The organism is Archangium violaceum (assembly GCF_016887565.1).
GTDB lineage: Bacteria > Myxococcota > Myxococcia > Myxococcales > Myxococcaceae > Archangium > Archangium violaceum_B.
Genome location: NZ_CP069396.1, coordinates 842,862 through 864,755 on the forward strand (window position 1 = coordinate 842,862; position 21,894 = coordinate 864,755).

16 protein-coding genes are annotated in these 21,894 nt (G+C 69.8%); 10 read left to right on the top strand and 6 right to left on the bottom strand.

The window, feature by feature from the left end:
• Positions 1 to 3: 3 nt before the first annotated feature.
• The 3 genes from JRI60_RS03585 to JRI60_RS03595 form a co-directional block, all read right to left on the bottom strand.
• Complete coding sequence (locus tag JRI60_RS03585; protein ID WP_204224471.1) at positions 4 to 360, bottom strand: response regulator; 357 nt, start codon at positions 358 to 360, stop codon at positions 4 to 6.
• Positions 357 to 1,886, bottom strand: coding sequence for an ATPase domain-containing protein (locus JRI60_RS03590; protein ID WP_204224472.1), 1,530 nt, complete (start codon positions 1,884 to 1,886; stop codon positions 357 to 359). The genes JRI60_RS03585 and JRI60_RS03590 overlap by 4 nt, the downstream gene beginning before the upstream one ends.
• A 123-nt stretch (positions 1,887 to 2,009) precedes the next feature.
• Positions 2,010 to 3,551 (bottom strand): AMP-binding protein, encoded by a 1,542-nt coding sequence (locus JRI60_RS03595; RefSeq protein ID WP_204224473.1) that lies wholly within the window; start codon positions 3,549 to 3,551, stop codon positions 2,010 to 2,012.
• Between the two features lie 98 nt (positions 3,552 to 3,649).
• Between JRI60_RS03595 and JRI60_RS03600 the strand changes: the two genes are divergently transcribed.
• The 4 genes from JRI60_RS03600 (at position 3,650) to JRI60_RS03615 (ending at position 6,136) form a co-directional block, all read left to right on the top strand.
• Complete coding sequence (locus JRI60_RS03600; protein ID WP_204224474.1) at positions 3,650 to 3,868, top strand: DUF3185 family protein; 219 nt, start codon at positions 3,650 to 3,652, stop codon at positions 3,866 to 3,868.
• 175 nt (positions 3,869 to 4,043) lie between these two features.
• Positions 4,044 to 5,132: a GRAS family protein gene (locus JRI60_RS03605; RefSeq protein WP_204224475.1), complete on the top strand. Its 1,089-nt coding sequence runs from the start codon at positions 4,044 to 4,046 to the stop codon at positions 5,130 to 5,132.
• The gene (locus JRI60_RS03610) at positions 5,129 to 5,626 is read left to right on the top strand and encodes a CinA family protein (protein ID WP_239470322.1); all 498 of its coding nucleotides are present in this window, start codon (positions 5,129 to 5,131) and stop codon (positions 5,624 to 5,626) included. Before JRI60_RS03605 ends, JRI60_RS03610 begins: the two co-directional genes overlap by 4 nt.
• Before the next feature lie 120 nt (positions 5,627 to 5,746).
• The gene (locus tag JRI60_RS03615) at positions 5,747 to 6,136 is read left to right on the top strand and encodes an STAS/SEC14 domain-containing protein (protein WP_204224476.1); all 390 of its coding nucleotides are present in this window, start codon (positions 5,747 to 5,749) and stop codon (positions 6,134 to 6,136) included.
• 132 nt (positions 6,137 to 6,268) lie between these two features.
• Here JRI60_RS03615 and JRI60_RS03620 read toward each other — a convergent pair whose 3' ends face one another.
• Together JRI60_RS03620 and JRI60_RS03625 are read right to left on the bottom strand one after the other, a co-directional pair.
• Positions 6,269 to 7,834 (bottom strand): S8 family peptidase, encoded by a 1,566-nt coding sequence (locus JRI60_RS03620; protein WP_239470323.1) that lies wholly within the window; start codon positions 7,832 to 7,834, stop codon positions 6,269 to 6,271.
• 260 nt (positions 7,835 to 8,094) lie between these two features.
• A complete protein-coding gene (locus tag JRI60_RS03625; RefSeq protein WP_204224478.1) occupies positions 8,095 to 8,730 on the bottom strand; it encodes a hypothetical protein in 636 nt (211 codons plus the stop codon).
• A gap of 179 nt (positions 8,731 to 8,909) precedes the next feature.
• Here JRI60_RS03625 and JRI60_RS03630 point away from each other — a divergent pair, with 179 nt between their 5' ends.
• From JRI60_RS03630 to JRI60_RS03645, 4 genes are all read left to right on the top strand, one after another.
• On the top strand, positions 8,910 to 11,762 hold the full coding sequence (locus JRI60_RS03630) for a CRTAC1 family protein (protein ID WP_204224479.1): 2,853 nt from the start codon (positions 8,910 to 8,912) through the stop codon (positions 11,760 to 11,762).
• Between the two features lie 7 nt (positions 11,763 to 11,769).
• On the top strand, positions 11,770 to 12,543 hold the full coding sequence (locus JRI60_RS03635) for a hypothetical protein (RefSeq protein WP_204224480.1): 774 nt from the start codon (positions 11,770 to 11,772) through the stop codon (positions 12,541 to 12,543).
• 119 nt (positions 12,544 to 12,662) lie between these two features.
• Positions 12,663 to 14,471, top strand: a complete 1,809-nt coding sequence (locus tag JRI60_RS03640) for a GH3 auxin-responsive promoter family protein (RefSeq protein ID WP_239470324.1) — start codon at positions 12,663 to 12,665, stop codon at positions 14,469 to 14,471.
• Positions 14,468 to 15,655 (top strand): aromatic ring-hydroxylating oxygenase subunit alpha, encoded by a 1,188-nt coding sequence (locus JRI60_RS03645; protein ID WP_204224481.1) that lies wholly within the window; start codon positions 14,468 to 14,470, stop codon positions 15,653 to 15,655. Before JRI60_RS03640 ends, JRI60_RS03645 begins: the two co-directional genes overlap by 4 nt.
• Before the next feature lie 12 nt (positions 15,656 to 15,667).
• On the opposite strand, the gene JRI60_RS54335 is transcribed toward JRI60_RS03645, so the two are convergent.
• A complete protein-coding gene (locus JRI60_RS54335) occupies positions 15,668 to 18,592 on the bottom strand; it encodes an ATP-binding protein (RefSeq protein WP_204224482.1) in 2,925 nt (974 codons plus the stop codon).
• A 142-nt stretch (positions 18,593 to 18,734) separates the two neighbouring features.
• Between JRI60_RS54335 and JRI60_RS03655 the strand changes: the two genes are divergently transcribed.
• Both JRI60_RS03655 and JRI60_RS03660 read left to right on the top strand, forming a co-directional pair.
• Positions 18,735 to 20,096 (top strand): MFS transporter, encoded by a 1,362-nt coding sequence (locus tag JRI60_RS03655; protein WP_239470325.1) that lies wholly within the window; start codon positions 18,735 to 18,737, stop codon positions 20,094 to 20,096.
• 180 nt (positions 20,097 to 20,276) lie between these two features.
• A complete protein-coding gene (locus JRI60_RS03660) occupies positions 20,277 to 21,893 on the top strand; it encodes a sensor histidine kinase (RefSeq protein WP_239470326.1) in 1,617 nt (538 codons plus the stop codon).
• Position 21,894: the final 1 nt, after the last annotated feature.

Consider the following 21,894-nt stretch of genomic DNA (forward strand, 5'->3'; position numbering starts at 1 on the left):
GCCTCAGTGCCCCCGGTTCAGCTCCGCGGACACGGTCTCCAGCAGGTCATCCAGCTCGAAGGGCTTGGCCAGGAAGCGGCTGCCCTGCAGCTCCGACTTGGACACGCGCCCGGCGCTCATCACCACCACGGGAATCCCCCGCAGGTTGGGATCCTCCTTGAGCCGGCGCAGCATCTCCTGGCCGTCCATCACCGGCATCATCAGGTCCAACAGGATGAGGTCCGGCCGGGACTCGTGCACGTGCTTGAGTCCCTCGGCCCCGTTGGCGGCGGTGGCCACCTCGTACCCCTCCACGGACAGGATGTCCGTGAGGGCCTCCAGGATGGCCACCTCGTCGTCCACGATGAGGAGCTTGCTCATGCACGGCTCCGCTTGCGGACGGGCGTGCGCCGGTCCAGCTTCTTGCGCCGGGGGGATTTCTTCTTCACGTCCATCGGCCGGGCCTGTCCGGTGAGGATGGACTCGGCGCTCTCGAAGGTGTCCGCCACGTCGATGCCCTGGGTCGAGATGGAGAACTCGCGCAGCGAGGACTCGTAGTCGCTCTCTCTCATCTTGAGGATGGACAGTATCCGGTACAGCTGGGAGCGCAGTTCCACATATCGGAGGAACACGAGGTTGTCGACGGCTCCTTCCGCTCCCTCCAGATTCGGCGCCAGCCGGGGTTCGAAGAGCACGTGGGTCTGCTGGGTCATCAGCGAGGTGACGCCGCGCGCGCGCAACTCGTTGAGCAGCGCGGTGAGGAAGCCGGGCATCCGCTGGGGGGCGAGCGTCCCCTGGAGGAGCGGTTCCAGCCCATCGATGACGAGCCGCCGTACCCGGTGGCGTTCCACCAGCCCCAGCAACTCGTGTACCAGTGCGTCCGGGAGCGTCTCCACGGGGGCCCGTGTCTCCACCACCAGCCGGTCCGTCCCCACCCACGGCTGCATCTCCAGGCCCACGGCGGCGGCCTTCGCCAGCAGCCGCGAGCGCGTCTCCATGAAGCCGAAGTACAGGCCGGGCTCTTGCTCCCTCGCTCCGTCCACGAGGAAGTGCAGCCCCAGCAGCGTCTTGCCGCTTCCCGGCGTGCCGAGCAGCAGTGTGGACGAGCGCTCCCTCAGCCCGCCCGCCAGCATCTGGTCCAGCCACGGCAGCCCGAAGCCCAGTCTGTGCCCGGACTCCGGAGCCTCCTCGGGCTGGCGGTGGTAGAGGGCCTCGACGCGCGGGTGGACGCTGAACCCATGTTCGTTGATCTCGAAGGTGTGCCGGCCGGTGAGATGGGGCCCGCCGCGCAGCTTCATCACCTCCAGCGCGCGCACCGCCTTGAGCCCCACCGGCTGCAACTCCAGCGACAGCACCCCGTCCACCATGGCGAACTGGGGATCCGCCGGATCCTCCTGCCGGTGGGTGAGCACCAACGTGGTGCAGCCGGTCAGTGCGTTGTGTACCCCCAGGGCGTGGAGGAACTCGCGGAAGGCCAGCTCCGTGTCCGCGCTCTCCCGCGCCGCCAGCAGCCCGTCCACCACCAGCACCGTGGCCTGATGCTCACGCACCGCGCGGTAGAGCAGCCTCGCCAGCCCGTCCAGCCCCTCGGCCTTCAGGGTGGCGTAGCCGCTCACGTAGTGGAGCGACTGGCCGATGACCTCGCGGCGGAAGAAGCGCATGCCGCGCAGGTGCGTCATCATCCGCTCATGTGATTCGGACAGCAGGGTGACGAAGACGGCGTGGCCGCCGGCCAGCACGTGCGAGAAGCAGAACTGGTTGCCGAGGATGGTCTTCCCCGTCCCCGGTGCGCCGGTGACCATATAGGTCCCACCATGGAGCCACCCGCCGTGCAGGATGGTGTCCAGGCCGGCGGACCCGGTGGGCACCCGGCGCGTGGGCTCCTCGGACTGCGCGGCTTCGTTCACGCTCGCCACTCTGGTCTCGCCACTCCTCTCCCGAGCGGGACACTACCGACCCTGGCCACGTTCCGAGGACTTTTCCGCCGGGAGTGTCGGAAGGTGCCCGAACGTCCCCGGGACTGTCGGTTTCTAGACAGTGGGCTGGAGCCGCTCGCGCAGCACGTGCTTCTGCACCTTCCCGAGCGCGTTGCGGGGAAGGGCCTCGGCGAAGACGACGCGGCGGGGTTTCTTGAAGCTGGCGAGCCGGTCCTTGCACCAGTCCACCAGCGCGGAGGCCTCGGGGGTGGCGCCGGGGCGGGGCACGACGACGGCCACCACCTGCTCGCCGAAGTCCGGGTCCGGCAGGCCCAACACCGCCACCTCGGCTACGGCCGGGTGCGTGGCGAGCACCTCCTCCACCTCGCGGGGGTACACGTTGAAGCCGCCGCTGATGATGAGCTCGCGGGCGCGGCCGGTGATATGGAAGTAGCCGTCGCCGTCCCTCAGGCCGAGGTCCCCGGTGCGGAACCAGCCCTCGAGGTCGAACGCCTCGGCGGTGGCGTCCGGGCGCTGCCAGTAGCCGGCGAAGACGTGGGGGCCGCGGACTTCAATCTCCCCCGTCTCGCCCGCGGGCAGGGGCTGGCGGGTGCGCACGTCCACCACGCGCGCCTCCTGGCCGGGGTAGGGCATGCCCACGGTGCCGGGGCGCCGCTCGCCCTCGTAGGGGTTGGTGGTGTTCATGATGGTCTCCGTCATCCCGTAGCGCTCGAGGATGCGCTGGCCGAACGTCTCCTCCACGTCGTGGAAGAGCTGGGGGCTGAGGGGGGCGGAGCCGGAGACGAGCAGCCGCAGCGGACGCGGGCGGAGGCCGGTGCGGCGGGCCTCCTCGACGAGCCGGCCGTACATGGTGGGCACGCCGAAGAACATCGTCAGCGAGGCATCGTCACACAGGGAGGCGAGCGCCTCGGAGGCGACGAAGCGGCGGCGCAGGTCCACGCTGCCGCCGGAGGAGAGCGTGCCGTGCAGGCCCACCATGAGGCCGTGGGTGTGGAAGAGGGGCAGGGCGAGCAGCAGCCTGTCGCGCTCCGTCCAGCGCCAGGCCTCGGTGACGGCGCGCACGTTGGAGAGCAGGTTGCGGTGCAGCAGCATGGCGCCCTTGGAGCGGCCGGTGGTGCCGGAGGTGTAGCCGAGCACCGCGAGCTGCTCGCCCCCGGGCAGGGGCGGCGACGCGTGGGCGTCTCCCTCGGCCAGGAGCGCCTCCAGGTCGACGGTGGGCCAGGGCACGGGAGCGGAGAGGGGCTCCACGGTGACGAGCCACTCCAGCGCGGGCAGCCAGGCCCGGAGGGGCGCGAGCTCGGTGGCGCCCGCGGCTCCGGTGACGCAGGCACGTGCTCCAGAATCCGAGAGGATGTGGCTCAGCTCCACCTGGCGGTACTGGGTGTTGACGAGGACGACGACGCCCCCGGCGTACTGCGTGCCCAGGTAGGCGATGACGAAGTCGGGGCTGTTCTCCAGGAAGAGGGCCACGCGCTCACCGGACTTCAGCCCCCGGCGCTGGAGGGCGCTGGCGAAGGCGGTGACGTGGCCGGCGAGCTGGCCGGCGGTGAAGCGCCGCTGCTCGAAGTCCAGGACGGGCCGCTCGGGGGCCTGGTGGGCGCGGACGAGGAAGGTCTCGAGGAGGGAGGACGCCATGTGCGGGCAAGCTACTTCCCAGCGGCCCGTTCCGCACTAACCTGCGCGCGGTGCGCCGGGACACCCCGGCCCCATCAACACCATCGAGAGGAAACGCCGTGGGGATCGTCCGCATCCTGGGATTCATGCTCGTCGTCGCCGGCACCGTGTTCCTGGTGAGCGCCTACCGCGCCACCGGCTCCGTCTCGGAGCGCGCCATGGAGACCCTCACCGGGCGCTACACCGAGCGCACCCAGCGCGACCTGGCCATCGGCGGCGCGGGCGTGGTGGGCGGCATCCTGCTCATCGCCTTTGGCGGAGGCCGGCGTCGCCGTTGACGCACCCGCGTCACACGCTCCACCTCGCCACTCCATCCCATCAGGTGTGATCCATCCCCGGTTCAGGGGGTCAATCCTCCCTGAGAGGTCCAACCTTACCCGGGATGGACGAATCCCCCGAAATCATGAGAATCCTTGAGAGTGGTCAGGGAGGGGGGAAGGCAAGGAGGGAGTCGTGCGCTCGGAGAAATTCTCGCTGCTCACTCGGGCTCTGGAGGAGCTCCAGGAAGGGCAGTTGTCCTCGGCCCGGCGCTCGCTGGGGGCACTCACGCGGAGGTTGGACGTGGAGGGAGTCGCCGAGGACATGCAGTACTTCCTCTTCGCCACGGCGCTGGCCCGGCGGGCGGGCGTCGGCGACGTGCAGCAGATGAACCTCTACCTGCGGCGCTTCGAGCTGCCGCAGATCTCCCTCTTCAACCTGCTCGGCGAGCGGCTGCCGCTGGTGTCCGTGGCGCGGGACATCGCGAACGGGTGGATCTGCGAGCTGCTCGCGGGCCACGAGGAGGCCACGCTGTTCGACGTGGGGCTGGGGACGGGGCGGCAGGAGGTGGCGCTGCTGCGCAAGCTGAAGGCGACGGGCGCCGCGCCCCGGCGGCTCACCGTGGTGGGGTTGGATCCGGACGGAGACAGCCTGGAGCAGGCGGAGACGGTCCTCACGGCGACCGCCCGGGAGCTGGGCTTCGAGCTGCGCTTCCGGCGCATCGCCAAGGTCGTCGAGGCGCTCGGCGAGAACGAGTGGAATGCCCTGCGGGACTGTCCCGGGCCGCGCGTGGTGCATGCGGCCTTCGCCCTCCACCACATCGCCGCGGGAGTGGACCGACAGGAGCTCTTCCACCGGCTGCGCGCGCTGGAGCCCGCGGGCGTGGTGCTGTGCGAGCCGAACTCGGACCACGCCACCGAGTCGCTGAGCCAGCGCTTCCACAACGTGTGGCGCCACCTCTTCTTCGTCTTCTCGCTGGTGGACGAGCTGGGCCTGCCACGGCAGGAGCGCAACGGCATCAAGCTCTTCTTCGGACGCGAGGTGGAGGACATCCTCGGCGTGGTGGATGACTCCCAGCGCTACGAGCGCCACGAGCGCATGGAGACCTGGCTGGGCCGGCTGCGCGCGGCGGGCTTCTTCCCGGAGGGGAGGGCCCGGGGGCTCGAGGGGACGACCCGGCATCCCGCGCTCGCCATCCGCGAGGCGCCGGGCGTCGTGGGCCTGGGCTACCGGGAGGAGACCATCGTGTCCCTCATTCGCGCCGTTCCCGGGACGGCGGCGTGAAGCTGGAGCCCGGATTGGAGGAGCGGGCCCGGAGGGTGCTGGAGGCGTGCCGGAGCGCCGGGGTGCGCCTGGCCCTCGCCGAGGCCAGCACGGGCGGATTGATCGCCGCCTGTCTCACGGACATCCCGGGTGCCTCGGCCGTGCTGGAGCGCGGCTTCGTCCCCTATTCGAACGAGGCCAAGACGGAGCAGCTGGGGGTGCCGGTGGAGCGGATGGTCGCCCATGGGGCCGTCAGCGAAGAGGTGGCGCGCGCGCTCGCCGAGGGGGCGCTGGCCCGCTCTCCGGCGGACCTCGCCCTGGGCGAGACGGGCATCGCCGGCCCCACGGGCGGCTCGGTGGCCAAGCCCGTGGGACTCGTCTACCTCGCCGTGGCGCGGCGGGGCGGCTCCACCCTCTGCGAGCGCCATGTCTTCCCCGGGGACCGGGCGGCGATCCGCCGAGCCTCGGCGGCCCGTGGATTGGATCTGTTGCTTACTCTACTGGAGGGGGACTGAGCACCCGACATGACAGGTGCGATCGTCCGCATCCCATCTGCCGGGAATGGTAATCTGCTCTCTCTCCAGGGATTTCCCCCACCCCCCACCGTGCACCCCCCGCGCGGAAGGAGATCTTTCGTGTACAGGCTCGACGTCGACAGTCAGGAAGCGCTCATCGAGTTCGCCCTGGACGGCCTCATCCGCAAGGAGGAGATGGAGAGGTTCGTGGAGGAGCTGCGGGCCGCGACCCAGCAGCTCACGGGGCGGGAGATAAAAATCAAGGCGGACCTGCGCACCTTCCGGCCCTCCGCGCCGGAGGTGGCGGAGATGATCCGCGCGGTGCAGGAGTTCGGCCTTCGCTCCGGGGTGAAGCGGGTGGCGGAGATGGTGGAGAGCCAGGTGGTCGCCCTGCAGCTCAACCGGGTGGCGCGCGAGAGCGGCACGGACAAGATCCTCCGCCGGTTCGCCGACGACAACGCGGCGCTGCGCTGGCTGCTCTACGGCGAGGAGGAGTTGCTCTCGGCCTGAGCACCCTCCGGGCGCGTTCTCCGCCAACTGGTCTGAGAGTCGGACCAGTTCGCGAGAAGCGCGCCCGGAAGGGCCGGTGCCGTGAGTGACGGCCCCGCGGTCCGGTGAGGAACCGCGAGGCCCGGGTGAGGCTCAGCGCGCGAGGAGCTGGGGAATGGCCTCGCGCAGGTTGGGCAGGGAGCCGATCCGCTTCGTGCTGGAGGCCTGCGGCGTGCCGGTGGTGCGCAGCAGGTCGCGCAGGGCGCGGGGAGGGATGGGGCCCAGGCCGGCGGCGTTGGCGGCGCCCTGGAGGGAGGCCACCGCGCCCACCACGATGGGGGCGGCGCTGGAGGTGCCGCCGAAGCTGGCCGTGTACCACTGGTTCTCGCCGGAGTCGAAGAGGTCTCCGAAGCCCAGCGTCACGACCTTCTCGCCCCAGGCGTGCACGTCCACGCGGCTGCCGTGGTTGCTCCAGCACATGGGAGCGCGGGTGGTGGCGGTGCTGGCGGCCACGAAGATGGCGCCCGAGTCACGCACCGAGCGGTCGAAGGCGCCGCGATACACGGGGCTGTCCAGGTTGGCACTACCGTTGCCAGCGGCCTCCACGACGTGCACGCCGTTGGCGGTGGCCTGGGCGATGGCGTCGAAGTTGGCCTGCCAGTACTCCATGGGGACGTAGTTGCACTGGGCGGTGTTGCAGGTGCAGTTCTTGTTGGCGCGAGGCCCCAGGGCCTGCAGCTCCACCAGCACGACACCCCCCTTGCCCGCGGCGATGGCCGCGTGGGTGATGGCGCTGGCGACGGTCTGGGTGGCGACGCCCTGGTGGCCCACCCGCGCCTGGTGGGCGATGCCGGTGACGCCGTAGCCGTTGCGCGCGCCCGCCATCACGCCCAGCACCGCGGTGCCGTGGTCGCGCCAGTCCGAGTCGTCGAACTCGGTGCCGCCCACGTAGAAGAAGTTCGGCAGGTCCTCGTGCTGGTCGTTCCAGGCCCCTTCCACGTCGACGATCCTCACGCCGGTGCCGTCGCCGCCGCTCACCGTCCAGGCGTAGCGCGCGTCGATGCCGACGGGAGCCGCGTTCAAGTAACCCTGCTGGCTGTCATACGGGGAAGTGGTGGAAGACTGCGTGCTCGGCCCGTTGCGCGGGCGCCGCCTGGCCGGACGGAAGTCCAGCATGGCGGGCTCGGGCATGGGCTCGGCGTAGGCGATCTCCACGCTGTCGAGCGCGTTGAGCTGCATCACCAGGCTGTTCACCTCCCCGGCGCGGACCGCGCCCTGCAGCGGCACCTCGTAGTAGAGGTCCAGGTCCGCCATCTCCTTGCCGGTGCGGTCCTCGGCGTTGCGCTTGTGGTCGGCCAGCGCCAGCTCGTTCTCGCGGAAGAGCCGTCCCACCTGGCCCCTGCGCGGGACGCGCTCCAACACCGAGTGGGCGGTGGTGAGGTCCGCCAGCACGCGTCCATCGGACAGGCCCCAGCGCTTCATCCGGCGCCGCTCGTGCTCACCGCGCTCCGAGGAGAGCGCTTTCATCCGTCCGCCGCGCAGGCGCACCCGGGTGCCCTCCTGGAACTTCACCACCAGTCGCTGGACTGGCGTCTCCGCGTCGAGCTCGGGGTTGGTGGGTTTGATGGTAGGGAGTCGCGGCTCCAGCACCTTGACGCCGCTGGCGTGTGCGGCGGGGGCCAGGAGCAGACCCAGGCCCAGCATGAGCGTGCGAGTCACGCGGGAATTGAGACAAGTCGCCTTCATCGTCCGTCCTTCGTGGGGGTGAAGGGGGAGAAGTACGGCCACGACGACGGGCCACGGGTAGGGGAATGCCCGAAGCCTCCCCACCGCCATCGCGCTCTCAGCCTGCCACGCTGGTATTCCACACCCGGGCGGGCCTTCAGGTTCCTATATATTTACATTGAAGACGTTATTAGCAGAGATTCTGCGTCTCGGGAATATGGCCATGAAGTCCGATTTTTCAGTTCTGGCCGGATTTAGAGGACGAAGCCGAGTGCTACGCACAACAGTGCGGCGAGGCCCGTGTACAGCGGGACGTTGCACAGGAAGGTGATGCGGTTGATGCGGCGGAAGCGGGCCTGCTCCTCGTCGGCGAACCAGATGCCGTCTTCACCCGTGGTGTGTCCGCGCACGGCCTGGAAGAAGAGCGTCGCGTAGAGCACCTCGATGAAGAGGCTCACCAGCACGAGCGCCACGAGCGACAGCGCCCAGAGGTCCAGGTGCGAGAGGGGGCCGGTGTGGTGCACGTGGAACCAGGAGAGGCCCGCGAGGAGCAGGAGGATGCACAGCACGTCGTGGCCGATGCCGTAGGGCGGCTTCCAGTTGTGGGAGACGTAGAGCATGTAGAGCTCGGCGATGCCGCGCACCCACATGCAGGCGCCGAAGCCGCCGAGCACCCGACGCAGCTCCGGATGTACGGCGGAGTCGAGGGCGACGAGCGGACAGAGGAGGAACCAGAGGAAGACGGCGTAGAGGAGCCAGGCCAGCTTGGGCGGCGAGATGCGGCCGCCGAGGGACCGCCGCACGTTCTGCCTGCGCCAGAAGAGGAAGCCGAGCAACGCGGACAGGCCCAACAGGGCCAGGATGAGGACGCGGGTGTGGGGCGAGAGCATCAGGAACGGCGCGTCGAGGGTGTGCCCGGAGTTTGCAGTCAGGACCGGGCTGATGGAAGACGACAGGAGAAGCACGGAGATGGTGGGCAGGCGTCTGGGGAGACATGCAAGCTCTCCGCCCTTCCTGGACAGGGGAGAGGGGGCGGGGCACTCTCGGCGAGCGCTCGGAGGCGCATCCCATGAGAGCTGAGCAGGCAGTGGCACACCCGGCGCCGGTGGGCACCGTGGTGCACACGACGCCCCGTGTCGAGCGCTGGGGTTGGGTGTGGCCCCGCTGGAATGACCCGCGCATCCCGTTCGCGGCCATCCTCACCTTGTATGGGGTGTTGGGCTTCTCCTTCTTCGGCTTCAACCGCAGCCCGTGGCAGATGGCCGCCATCGTGGTGAGCGGCAGCGCGCTGGACGCGGGGCTGGGCTGGCTGCTGCGGCGCGAGAAGGTGGTGCCGCTGAGTGGCTACATCTCCTGCTGCTCGCTGGCGCTGCTGCTCAACTACTCGCACTCGAGCTGGCTGCTGCTCCTGCCGGTGTGGCTCACCATTGGCTCCAAGTACGTGCTGACGTTCGAGGGCCGCCACGTCTTCAACCCGTCCATGTTCGGCGTGGCCACCTCGCTGCTGCTCACGCGCGAGCTGATAACGGCGGCGCCGGCCTACCAATGGGCCAATGGAGAGGTGGCGCTCTCGGCGTTCATCGTCATGGCGGCGCTGGTGCTCTTCTTCTTCCGGGTGGGCCGCACGTGGCTGGTGCTGAGCTTCCTCGGCTTCTACGCACTGCAGACGGGTCTGCGGGCGTACATCCTGCGCCACCACCTGCCGCCCGAGGTGCTCTTCCTGGGCACGCTCGGGGCACCGGCCTTCTTCATCTTCACCTTCTATATGATTACGGACCCGGGCACGTCGCCGAAGACGGCGCGTGCGCAGGTGCTCCTGGCGCTCGCGCTCACGCTGGTGGACCTGGTGCTCCACCTGAAGGAGAGCGTCTTCACCTTCTTCTACGCGGCCCTCACGTGCGCGACGGCGCGCTTCCTGTTCCTGCACGGGCGCGCGTTGTGGCGGAGGGGGCCTCGCGCGTACTTCGCGGGACTCTTCTCGCCGGGGCCGTTGAAGCGGCTGGCGGCGGTGGGAGGGCTCGGGGCGGTGATGGCCGCGGGCTACGCGCTCGCCGTGTCGCCGGGGGCGCTGAACCGCCCGCTGCCCTTCCACCTGGAGCGCCTGGAGGCCTCGCACACGGGGCTCGGCTCCACCATGGGGGATGTGCTGACGCGGGTGGATCCGCGCGTGCTGCACGTGTCCAAGTGGGTGTTGAGCGTGGGGGACGCGGTGGCCACCGGGGACTTCGATGGGGATGGGAAGCTGGACCTCTTCCTCACGAACGCGCTCAAGTCGGACGCGGACCGTGCGGCCCTCTTCCGCAACCTGGGGGACCTGCGCTTCGAGCGCGTGAAGGTGCCGGCCCTGGAGCACATCGCCGCGAGCATCACCACCGAGGGCGCCGCCGCCGGTGGCACCTTCGTGGACTACGACGGTGACGGGGACCAGGACCTGGCCATCGCCGTGGCGTGGGGGCCCTCGAAGCTGCTGCGCAACCTGCTGCGCGAGACGGGCAGCGCCACCTTCGAGGACGTCACCACGCGGGCCGGGGTGGGGGACCACTCGGTGAGCATGGCCGTCACGATGCTCGACTACGACCGGGATGGGCACCTGGACCTCTTCGTGGCCAACGCGCTCACCACGCACCTGCCGGACTACGCCACGCCCACGCCGTTCAACTTCTTCCGGCTGCCGCCGCCCGAGTACCCCGGGGACCGGCGCATGCTCCGCTTCATGCACAACGGCTGGCACAACGCCGACAACGGCGGCCTCAACGTGCTCTACCGGGGCCGGGGGGATGGCACCTTCGAGAAGCTGGACTCGGTGGCGATGGGGTTGAAGGAGACGCGCTGGTCGCTCGCCGTCAGCACGGTGGACCTGAACCAGGACGGGTGGACGGATCTCTACATCGCCAACGACTTCGGCCCGGACGAGGTCTACCTCAACGAGCAGGGCAGACACTTCCGCCGCGTCGTGGGGAAGCTCTTCGGGGAGATTGGCAAGGACACGTACAAGGGGATGAACGCCTCGGTGGCGGACTTCGACCGCAACGGGTGGCTGGACGTGTACGTGTCCAACGTGCACCACTCGCTGCAGGCCGAGGGCAGTCTGCTGTGGATGGTGTCGGCGGGGAAGGAGCCGTTCGTCCCCGAGCTCAAGGACGAGGCGACGTTCCGCGGGGCGCTCAATGAGAGGCGCTTCGGGTGGGGCGCGGCGGCGGGGGACCTCGACAACGACGGATGGCCCGACATCGTACAGGCCAACGGGCACCTCGATGACCGGCTGGACCACCTGTATGACTCGGGGCGCAAGGACTACTGGTACGTCAACCACAAGCTGATGCAGTCCGGTCCCGAGGTCCACACGTACGCGGACAAGTGGGGCGACATCCGCGGGCGCACCATCTACCCGAACGAGGCGCGCCGCGCGTACCTGAACCTGGGGGACGAGGACCCCGGACACTTCGTGGACGTGGCGAAGGAGCTGGGCATCGACGAGCCGGACAACTCGCGTGGCGTGCTGCTCGCGGACCTGGACGACGATGGCGACCTGGACGCCGTCATCACCAACCAGCACGGGCCGGTGTCGGTGTACCGCAACACCCTGCGCGAGGGGACGGCGAAGGACGCGGCGCACTTCGTGGGCCTCACGCTGGTGGGAGAGGGGCAGCGGACGAGCCGGAGCGCCGTGGGCACGCGTGTGGTCGTGTCCTACGACGAGGGAGGCAAGCACGTGGAGCAGGTGCGGGAGGTGGGGCTGATGGGGGGCCTCAGCGCCTCGGCGGATCCACGCCTGCACTTCGGGCTCGGGAGGCACGCGGGCCCGGTGACGGTCACGCTCCACTGGTATGGCGGCGAGGTGCAGACCGTGCAGCTCGAGGCCGACCGCTACCACGTCATCCAGCAGCCCGCCGTCACCGTGGGTCTGCGGGGCAGCCGATAGGAGTCCGATGTTCTCCGCCTTGAAGGGTGCCACCGTCTCGCGCGAGTCGCTCACCGAGCACCAGCGCGCGCAGATGCTGGCGTTGATGCAGGTGTGCTACGCGGGTGTCAGCGCCGAGCGCTTCTCGCGGGACCTGGACGAGAAGCAGTACGTCATCCTCCTGTCGGCGCGGCGTACGGGCGAGCTGGTGGGCTTCAGCACCCTGCGGGTCGCGGAGGAGCGGGTGGATGGGAGGCCGGTGGAGGTCGTCTTCTCGGGCGACACGGTCATCCACCCGGATTACTGGGGACAGAAGGAGCTGCAGGTGCGCTTCGGGCGCTTCATGCTCGCGCGCAAGCTGCGCCGCCCCCTGCGACCCCTGCACTGGCTGTTGTTGAGCGCGGGCTACAAGACATACCTGCTGGCGGTGAACCACTTCCCGCGCACGGTGCCGCGCCACGACTGGGAGGCACCAGTCGAGCGCGTGTCGTTCCTGCGAGCGCTGGCCGTGCGGTGGTTCGGGACGCAGTACGACGAGGGGAAGGGGACGGTGAGATTCACGGGGGCGCACTACCGGGTGAGGGACGGGGTATCGCCGATCGATCGGGAAGCGGCGGCCCATCCGCACATCGGATTCTTCGCGAGGAGCAACCCGGGGCACGTGGAGGGGGAGGAGCTGGTGTGCCTGGCGGAGATCCGCGCGAGGGATCTGATGTGGGCGCTGTGTGAGCTGAGCATGAAGCAGGTGCGACTGTGGACACGGCGGGGTCTTCGACTGATTGGAGTGAGGGCCAGGGCATGACCGAGCGCAAAACCCCTCTCCCTCCGGGAGAGGGACGGGGTGAGGGTATCTCGTTCCTCGGGTTGAACCCGTGCATGTCCCCTCTCCCTCTGGGAGAGGGCTAGGGTGAGGGTCTTCCCATGTCCGTGTCCGAGTTCCTGGACTCGGTGGGAACCGTGCTGACCTCGAGCCGGATGCTCGCGGGGCTGATGGCGGCACAATCCCCGTCGGCGCTGCTGTTCCGCCGAGCGCTCACCCATCCCGAGCGGGCGCAGGCCGAGTGCCTGTCCCGAGTCCTGCGAACCGTCAGGGACACGAATCAATCCGCGCGCATCCCCGGCTTCACGCGCATCCGTACCGCGCGCGAGTTCCAGGACGCGGTACCCCAGTCCACCCCGGACTCGGTGCTGGCGGACCTCGAGGCGCTCAAGGCCGGCGCGCCGCGAGTCCTCACCCGCGAGCCGGTGGTTCGCTTCGAGCCCTCCGGAGGCTCCTCGGGAGCCTCCAAATACGTCCCGGTCACGAGGGGGCTGCTCGACGAGTTCCACCGCGCGCTCGCGCCCATGTTGTTCGACCTGCTGTCCTCGCGCCCCGCCGTCCGCGAGGGCCCGAGCTACTGGTCCATCTCGCCCATCGGGCGCAAGAAGGGGCGCACCCCGGGGGGCATTCCGGTGGGCAGCGTGGAGGACTCCGCGTACTTCCCACGGTTTTTGCAACCGTTGCTCTCGCGCGTGTTCGCCGTGCCCGGAGCGGTGGCCCAGTTGCCCGATGTCGAGTCGTGCAGGTATGTGACGCTGTGGTTCCTCGTGGCGTGTGAGGACCTGGCGCTCTTGAGCGTGTGGAACCCGAGCTTCCTCACGCTGTTGATGGATGCACTGGAACGGCATGGGGAACGGTTGGCGGAGGATCTGGAGCTCGGGGTGTGCCGGCCTCCTCGGGGACTCGGTGGGGCTCGCGGTGGGCGGGACGGTGACGGAGACCCTCACCCCGACCCTCTCCCGGAGGGAGAGGGAGGCGTAGACCCTCACCCTGACCCTCTCCCAGAGGGAGAGGGGATTGACTCGGTGCTTTCACGGATGCGGTTTGCACCTCGTCCCGAGCGGGCTCGCTTGCTTCGGACGGCGCTCCGCTCCGGACTCCAGGGACGCATGCTCTGGCCCCGGCTCTCGCTCCTCAGCATGTGGACCGATGCCCAGGCCGCGCACTCCGTCGGCCCCGCCTGCCACCGCTTCCAGGGCGTCGAGGTCCAGGGCAAGGGTCTGCTCGCCACCGAGGGGGTCGTCTCGCTTCCTCTCTTCGACGCCCCCGCCCCCGTGCTCGCCGTCCGCAGCCACTTCTTCGAGTTCCTCGACCCCGAGCACCCCGAGGCGCGTCCCCGCCTCGCGCACGAGCTGGAGCGGGGACGGACCTACTCCGTGCTCCTCTCCACCTCTGGAGGCCTGCTGCGCTACCGGCTCGGAGACCTCGTCCGGGTCGAGGGCTTCCACCACGCCACGCCCTGTGTCCGCTTCATGGGCCGCGCGGATTCCGTGTGCGACCTCGTGGGCGAGAAGCTCGCCGCCACCCGCGTCTCCACCGTGCTCGATGCCTTGCTGCCCACGGTGCTCGGAGGCCGGCGCCCGCCCTTCGCGATGATGGCCCCCGAGTGGGAGGCCCAGGCCGCTCCGGCCTACCGGCTCTTCCTGGAGACCGATGCGCCCGACGTGCACCTCGAGGAGGCCGCCCGTGCCATCGAGCGTGCCCTCTGCGAGGGCTATCACTACCGCTACGCGCGGGAGCTCGGCCAGCTCGGGCCCCTGCGCGCCATCCGCGTCACCGAGGGCTCCCGCCGTTACGAGGCCCGGTGCATCGCGCTCGGCCAGCGCGCGGGCGACATCAAGCCGACGGAGCTTCATCGCCAGGCCGGGTGGACCGCCTGGTTCTCCCAGCAGGGAGCGAGGCGCCCATGAGGAATCCGCACGACTCGCAGAACCTCGCGCTCGTCACGACACCCGCGGTGGAGCTCGAGGCGGAGGCCGACCTCACCCGCTGCGGTGCCCTCAAGGACTTCTGGTACGTCGCCTGTCTCTCCACCGAGCTCATTGCGAAGAAGCCCCTGGCGCGCACCCTGTTCGGCACCCAGCTCGTCCTCTTCCGTGACGAGCACGGCCGGCCCGCGGCCCTGCGAGACCGCTGCCTGCACCGCAACGCGCGCCTGTCCGCCGGAGACGTCTTCCACGGCCGAATCGGCTGCCCGTACCACGGCTGGGTGTATGACGCGTCGGGAGCGGTGGTCGAGGTTCCCTCGCTCGGGCCGCAGCAGTGCGGCGAGGCGCTGGACGCCCAGGGCCACGCACGCGCGGGACTGAAGGTACGCCCGTGCGATCTCGGGAAGCTGCGGCGCTTCGACACGCTGGAGCAGGACGGGCTCGTCTACGTCTTCATGGGCGGGGACTCCTCGCGAGCGCGCCGCCCCGCCTTCCGCGTGCCCTATTGGGGCCACCCCGAGTGGACTGTCTACTTCATGGTGACGCGCTTCCCCAACGGGGTGACGAACCTGGCGGAGAACTTCATGGACGTGCCGCACACGGTCTTCGTCCACGAGGGCTGGTTCCGCGAGGTGGCGCGCAAGCGGGTGCCCGCCACGGTGAAGCGCTTCGACGGCAGCGTGCTCGTCACCTACGGACAGGAGCAGGACACCGTCACGGGGCTCGGCCGCCTCTTCAATCCGGGCGGCCTGCCCATGGTCCACACCGACCACTACTTCATCCCCAACGTCACTCGCGTGGATTACATGTGGGGGGACCGCAGCGGCTTCGCCATCAACTCGCAGATAACGCCCATTGGTCCCACCGACAGCCTCGTCTACACGGCCATCAGCTACCGGCTCCCCTACGACCTGCCGCGTGCACTCGTGGCGAGAGCGCTCAGGCCGCTGGTGAAGTGGTACACCACGCAGGTCATCCGGCAGGACGTGGACATCATGAAGGTGCAGCGCGAGGGGTTGCTCAACGGCTCCGGTGGCGGCGTCTTCTCCGGCACCGAGGCGGATCTGCTCCACGCGGACATCGAGGCCTATCGTCGCTGGCTGCTGGAGGGCGGGCTCGGCCCTGGTCCCGGTGACGAGGAGCGCGACATCGTCTTCTGGATTTGAGCCGCGCGTCCCCTATGCGCCCAAGCGGGCGGCGCGACACGGGAGCCGCACCGTGAAGGTCGAGCCCTGATCGACCACCGAGGTGACGGACACCTCGCCGCCGTACACCTTGACGATGCGCTGCACCGTGGCCAGTCCGATGCCGTGCCCCGAGGCCTTCGCTTCCGGGGCCCGGTAGAAGGGCTCGAAGATGTGCCGCAGCGCTCCAGGCGCGATGCCGGGCCCCGTGTCCTTCACCACCAGCGCGCACTGGTCTCCCGACCTCTGGGTGGAGACCTCCACCCGCCTGACGGGCCGGCCCTCCATGAACTTGAGGGCGTTGGACACCAGGTTGAGGAGGACGACGTAGAGGAGCCCCCGAGGTAGCGCCACCTTCACGTCGTCCACGCCGATGATGTCCAGGTCCGCCTGGATCTGTTCTCGCAGCCCGCTCAAGTCCTCCACCACGTCCGCGGCGACGGCTGTCACGGAGGTGGCGCCTCCGGAGGACGCCACCGCTCCACCCGCGAGCGAGAAGGCCAGCATGCCGTCGAGCAGGTTGTAGGCCCGGCGGGTGACGCGCTCCAGCCGCTCTCCGGCCCGCTTCGCCCGCTCGTCGGACGTGGCACGCACCTGCGCTCCAATCATGGACAGCGGAGACAGCAGGTTGCGCAGGTCATGGGCGATCCTCCCGGCGAAGGCGTCCAGGTCCGCGCGGGCCCGCGCCGTCTTCACCGTGCCCTCCACGCGTGCGAGCAGCTCGCGGGCGGAGAAGGGCTTCACCAGGTAGTCGCTGGCGCCGGCTCCGAGTCCCTCCACGGTGGCCTCCTCCCCGGCGCGGGCCGACAGGAGGATGACGGGCACACCGGCCGTGCGCGCATCCGCCTTCAGCTCGCGCAGCAGGCCGAAGCCGTCCAGCCCCGGCATCATCACGTCCGACAGCACCACGTCGGGGGGCCGCGCCCGGGTGGCTTCCAGGGCGGCCCGGCCATCCGCGACGGCCTCGACCGTGTAGCCCCCCTCCTCCAGGAGACGCCGCACGTGGTTGCGCATGTCCGCGTTGTCCTCCGCCAGCAGCACGCGGCCGCTCATCGGCGTGGGGCGTGTCCCGGCGCGCGGCGTGGAGTCGCTCCCCGCGTCCAGCCATCCCTCCGCCTCCTCGACGAAGGCCGCGGCGCGCACCGCCGTGGGGTCCTTCGTCCGGGCCGCCCCCAGTCGCTCCTGGGACAGGTGGGCATTGCCGGTGGGAAGGGAGACGAAGAAGGTGCTTCCCTGACCGACGGCACTCTCCACGCGCACACTGCCCCCGTGCAGCTTCACCAGCTCCTCCACCAGCGCGAGACCGATGCCGCTGCCCTCGATGCTGCGCCCCGGCGCGCCGCTCACCCGGTGGAAGCGCTCGAAGACGCGCGGCAGCTCCTCCTCGGGAATGCCCGTGCCGGTGTCCACCACCACCAGCTCCACCGTCCCGCCCAGCCACCGCAGGGAGACGCGCACCTCTCCGGTGAAGGTGAACTTGAAGGCGTTGGACATGAGGTTGAGGACGATCTTCTCCCAGGCCTCCCGGTCCACCCACACGGCCTCGGGCAGGGAAGGGCAGTCCACCACCAGCCGCAGGCCCGCGCGCTTCATGAGGGCCTCGAAGCTGCTGGCGAGGCCGGCCGTCAGCGCGGACAGGTCCGTCAGCTCGAAGGAGGTGTGCATCCGCCCCGCGCTCAGGCGGCCGAAGTCCAGCAACGCGTTGATGAGCTTCAAGAGGCGCTGGGCGCCGCGATGGGCCGTCTCCACGCGCTCGCGCTGGGTGTCGGGCAGCACGTCGGCGGTGTCCCCGAGGGCGTCCTCCAGCGGGCCCAGCATGAGGGTCAGGGGCGTGCGCAGCTCGTGGGAGATGCTGGTGAAGAAGTCCGTCTTGGCCCTGTCCAGCTCCGCCAGGGCCTCGGCCCGGCGCCGCTCCTCCTCGGCCCGGCGAGCGCTGGCGATGGCCGTGCCCACCTGGGCCGCCACCAGCGTGAGGAAGTTCTGGTACTCCGCGTCCAGGGCCCGGCGCGGGCTGATGCCGACCACCAGGACCCCGGCCGCCGTTTCCTCACCCTCCTTGCCCACCGGGAGGACCCGCGCGGTGTGGGGGGCCTCGGGCCAGGGGCCTCCCGACAGAGGGCCCGCGCGCGCGGGCACGTCGGTGAGCGTGTGCGCCTCGCCGGTGCGGGCGACGGCGCCCAGCGGCCAGGGGACACCCGTGTCCTCCCCCTCGCGCGAGGACACCCGCTCGGGCGCCGCGGGGCTCGTGTCCTCCAACCCCACGGTGGCCACCCGGCGCAGGAGTCCCTCGCGCGTGTCGGTGAGATAGAGGAGGGCGAAGGGCACGTCGTGACGGTGGCCCTCCAGCACGCGCGCGGCCTCGCGGCACGCCGCCTCCGCGGTGGGCTGGCCCGAGGTGGCCTCGCTCAGCTCCTTCAGCGCGCGCAGGCGCCGCTCGCCCACCACCTGGCCCGTCGTCTCCGTCACCGCGAGGAAGATGCCGCCCACGCCTCCCGTCTCGTCCCGGATGGGGCTGTGCGAGAGGGTGAAGTACGCCTCCTCGATGAAGCCCTTGCGGTTGGGCAGGAAGAGCTGGTTCTCGTACCAGGTGGCCTCGCCCGCGAGCACCCGCTCGAACATCGGCTCCAGCACGTCCCAGATCTCCGCCCACCAGGGGTGGGCCGCCTGGCCCAGGGCGCCCGGGTGCTTGGAGCCGAGGCTCGGCGCGTAGGCATCGTTGTAGAACTGGGTCAGCTCCGGTCCCCAGTGGATCATCATCGGGAAGCGCGAGTTGAGGAGGATGGAGACGGAGGTGCGCAGGGACTGCGGCCAGCTCTCCACGGGCCCCACGGGCGTGCTGGACCAGTCGAGGGCGCGCATGCGTGCCCCCATCATCCCGCCCCCGGACAGCACGTCCGCCACGGCGCCCGGGTCCTTCATTCGATGGGTTCTCTCGTCCGCGCGCTCCAGTCCATGAAAGCGGCCGTACCAGGAGGGACGTGGTGGCCGGAACGGGCAAGTGCGCCGCACCAGTGATTGGTCAACACGCGGCGGAGACGTTCCCGGAGTTTGATATAGAGCAGTGCGATTCCGGCACCGCATCGAACAGGGCAAGCCCTTGAACACGTCCAGCGTCGCGTCCTCGTCCCCCGAGTCGCCGGCGGCCACCGCCGAGCGCGGCGTCCAGCAGCGGCTGCTCTCCATCTTCGGCGGTTCGGTCGGCAACCTGATCGAGTGGTACGACTTCTACATCTACTCGGCCTTCTCGCTGTACTTCGCGAAGGCCTTCTTCCCGAGCGACAACCCCGTGGTGGAGCAGCTCAACACGGCCGGGGTCTTCGCGCTCGGCTTCCTCATCCGTCCGGTGGGCGGCTGGGTGATGGGCCTCTACGCGGACCTGCGAGGGCGCCGCGCGGCGCTGACGTTGTCGGTCACGCTGATGTGCCTGGGCTCGCTCATCATCGCCCTGTGCCCCACCTATGAGCGCATTGGCGTGCTGGCGCCCACCGTGCTGCTGCTCGCGCGGCTGCTGCAGGGGCTGTCGCTGGGCGGTGAGTACGGCACCAGCGCCACCTATCTCAGCGAGGTCGCCACCTCGCGCCACCGCGGTTTCTACAGCTCCTTCCAGTACGTCACGCTCATCATGGGCCAGCTGCTCGCGACGGTGACGCTGCTGGTGCTGCAGCGGCTGGTGCTCACCGGCCCGGAGCTGGAGGCCTGGGGCTGGCGCATCCCCTTCCTGTGCGGCGCCGCGCTGGCCGTCTTCGGCTTCTACATGCGCCGCAACATGGTGGAGACGGAGGCCTTCCAGGCGGAGGCAGCGAAGAAGGCGGAGCACCGGCCCATGCGCGAGCTGCTGCGCCACCCGAAGGAGATCGCCATCGTGGTCGGGCTGACCATGGGTGGCACGCTCGCCTTCTACACGTACACCGTCTACATGCAGAAGTTCCTGGTCAACTCGGTGGGGCTGACGCGAGACCAGTCCACGCTCATCTCCGTCTCGTCGCTGTTCCTCTACATGCTGTTGCAGCCGGTGTTCGGCCTCATCTCCGACAAGGTGGGCCGCAGGCCCGTGCTCATCTGGTTCGGCGCGATGGGGACGCTGTGCACCGTGCCGCTGCTGACGGAGCTGACTCGGACGCGGGACGCCTTCACGGCCTTCCTGCTGGTGCTGGCGGCGCTCGTCATCCTCTCGGGCTACACCTCCATCAACGCCGTGGTGAAGGCCGAGCTGTTCCCGGCGAGCATCCGCGCCCTGGGCGTGGGTCTGCCCTATGCGCTCACCGTCTCCATCTTCGGCGGCACGGCCGAATACGTGGGCACGTGGCTCAAGCTGGCTGGCCACGAGCGCTGGTTCTTCTGGTACGTGACCGGCTGCATCCTGTGCTCGCTGCTCGTCTACGCCTTCATGCGGGACACGCGCAGGCAGAGCCGCTTCGACTGACGGTGGATTTCAGTGAGGGGCGCACTCCTCCGCCCTGAATGCAACTGGGACTCGAGGGCAACGCCACTGTGTTGAAGGACACACCTCTCGAGTGTCGTCTGGCTCACAGAAGGTCCCGGGGCCGCTGCCGCATGCGGGGTTGTGATGCACATCCAGCAGCGCATGCTTCCCCCAGGTCTCTTGTACGAAGAGAAGCGCCTGCAGGCGCTGCAGCGCTACGGCATCCTCGATACCGCACCCGAAGCGGAGTACGACGACATCGTCCAGCTCGCCGCGCGGCTGTGCGATGCCCCCATCGCGCTCATCAGCCTGGTGGACCGTGATCGGCAGTGGTTCAAGGCGAACGTGGGGCTGCCCGGCGTGACGGAGACGGAGCGCTGCATCTCCTTCTGCACCTTCGCCATCGAGCGAGAGCACGTGCTGGTCATCGAGGACGCCACGAAGGACGCGCGCTTCGCCTCCTGCCCGCTCGTCACCGGGGCGCCCTTCATCCGCTTCTACGCCGGCGCTCCCATCCAGACGGAGGATGGCTACCACCTGGGCACCCTGTGCGTGATCGACCGGGAGGCCCGCCCGCTCACCGACGAGCAGCGCCGCGGCCTGCTCGCGCTCAAGCGCCAGGTGGAGCTGCTGCTGCGGCTGCGCTTCCAGGTGAAGCAGGCCGAGGAGCGCAACCGTCAGCTCCTGCGGAGCTCCAACGATGCCGTCTTCGTGCTCGACGAGCTGGGACGCGTGGTGGAGCTCAACCCGGTGGCGGAGCGGCTGCTGGGACTCGGGAGCGCCCAGGTGCTCGGCTCCTTCATCGATGCGCTCGCCCCGGAGGACGAGCGCGAGTCCCTGCGCCGAGCGCTCCAGCAACTGCGCGCTCGGGGCACGGTGCGCATGGAGAACCAGGGGTTGAGAGCCGCCCGGGGCGAGCGCGTGGCGCTGGACATCGCGGCCTCGCTCCAGGAGGTGGGCCACGCGCGGCGCCTGCTGCTCGTGGGGCACGACCTGACCGAGAAGCGGCGGCTGGAGCAGCAGAGCATCCAGAATGATCGGCTCGCCTCGGTGGGGGCGCTGGCGGCGGGCATCGCGCATGAAATCAACAACCCCATCGCCTACGTGCTCTCCAACCTGTCCTTCCTGGAGGGCTGGCGCGATGACCTGGAGCGGCAGCTGGTGGCGTCGCCCGGCTTCCAGTCGCACGTGACGGACCTGCTCGTCGAGGCCCGCGAGGTCATCTCCGAGTCGCTCGACGGCTGCAAGCGCATCCGGGACATCGTGCGGGACATGCGCTACTTCTCGCACGCTCCGGACGAGTCGCTCGCGCCGGTGGACATCAACGCGAGCCTGGACTTCGTGCTGCGCATGGCCCAGAGCGAGCTCAAGGGCACCGCCCACCTGGAGAAGGACTACGACGTGGCGCTGCCGGTGGTGTTCGCCAACGAGAGCCGGCTCAGCCAGGTGTTCCTCAACCTGATCATCAACGCCATCCAGGCCATGCCGTCCGGCTCCCCGCAGCGCAACACCCTGCGCGTGCGCACCGCGCGCGAGGGCGAGCACGTGCGCATCGACATCTCGGACACCGGCCACGGGATTCCTCCCGAGGTGCTGCCGAAGATCTTCGATCCGTTCTTCACCACCAAGCCGGCCGGCTCGGGCACCGGACTCGGCCTGTCCATCAGCCACTCGCTCGTCCAGAAGATGGGGGGCGAGCTGCGCGTGCGGAGCGAGCAGGGCAGCGGCACCACCTTCTCGCTGGTGCTGCCCACGGGCGAGCGCGCGTTGGAGGTACCGACCGCGCTGGCCTCGTGAG

Bases quoted from the DNA above. Each gene is read 5' to 3' on its own strand.
- JRI60_RS03635 (WP_204224480.1), top strand. From the start codon at position 11,770: ATGTTCTCCGCCTTGAAGGGTGCCACCGTCTCGCGCGAGTCGCTCACC.
- JRI60_RS03595 (WP_204224473.1), bottom strand. From the start codon at position 3,551: ATGGCGTCCTCCCTCCTCGAGACCTTCCTCGTCCGCGCCCACCAGGCC.
- JRI60_RS03585 (WP_204224471.1), bottom strand. From the start codon at position 360: ATGAGCAAGCTCCTCATCGTGGACGACGAGGTGGCCATCCTGGAGGCC.
- JRI60_RS54335 (WP_204224482.1), bottom strand. From the start codon at position 18,592: ATGAAGGACCCGGGCGCCGTGGCGGACGTGCTGTCCGGGGGCGGGATG.
- JRI60_RS03640 (WP_239470324.1), top strand. From the start codon at position 12,663: ATGTCCGTGTCCGAGTTCCTGGACTCGGTGGGAACCGTGCTGACCTCG.
- JRI60_RS03625 (WP_204224478.1), bottom strand. From the start codon at position 8,730: ATGCTCTCGCCCCACACCCGCGTCCTCATCCTGGCCCTGTTGGGCCTG.
- JRI60_RS03630 (WP_204224479.1), top strand. From the start codon at position 8,910: ATGAGAGCTGAGCAGGCAGTGGCACACCCGGCGCCGGTGGGCACCGTG.
- JRI60_RS03645 (WP_204224481.1), top strand. From the start codon at position 14,468: ATGAGGAATCCGCACGACTCGCAGAACCTCGCGCTCGTCACGACACCC.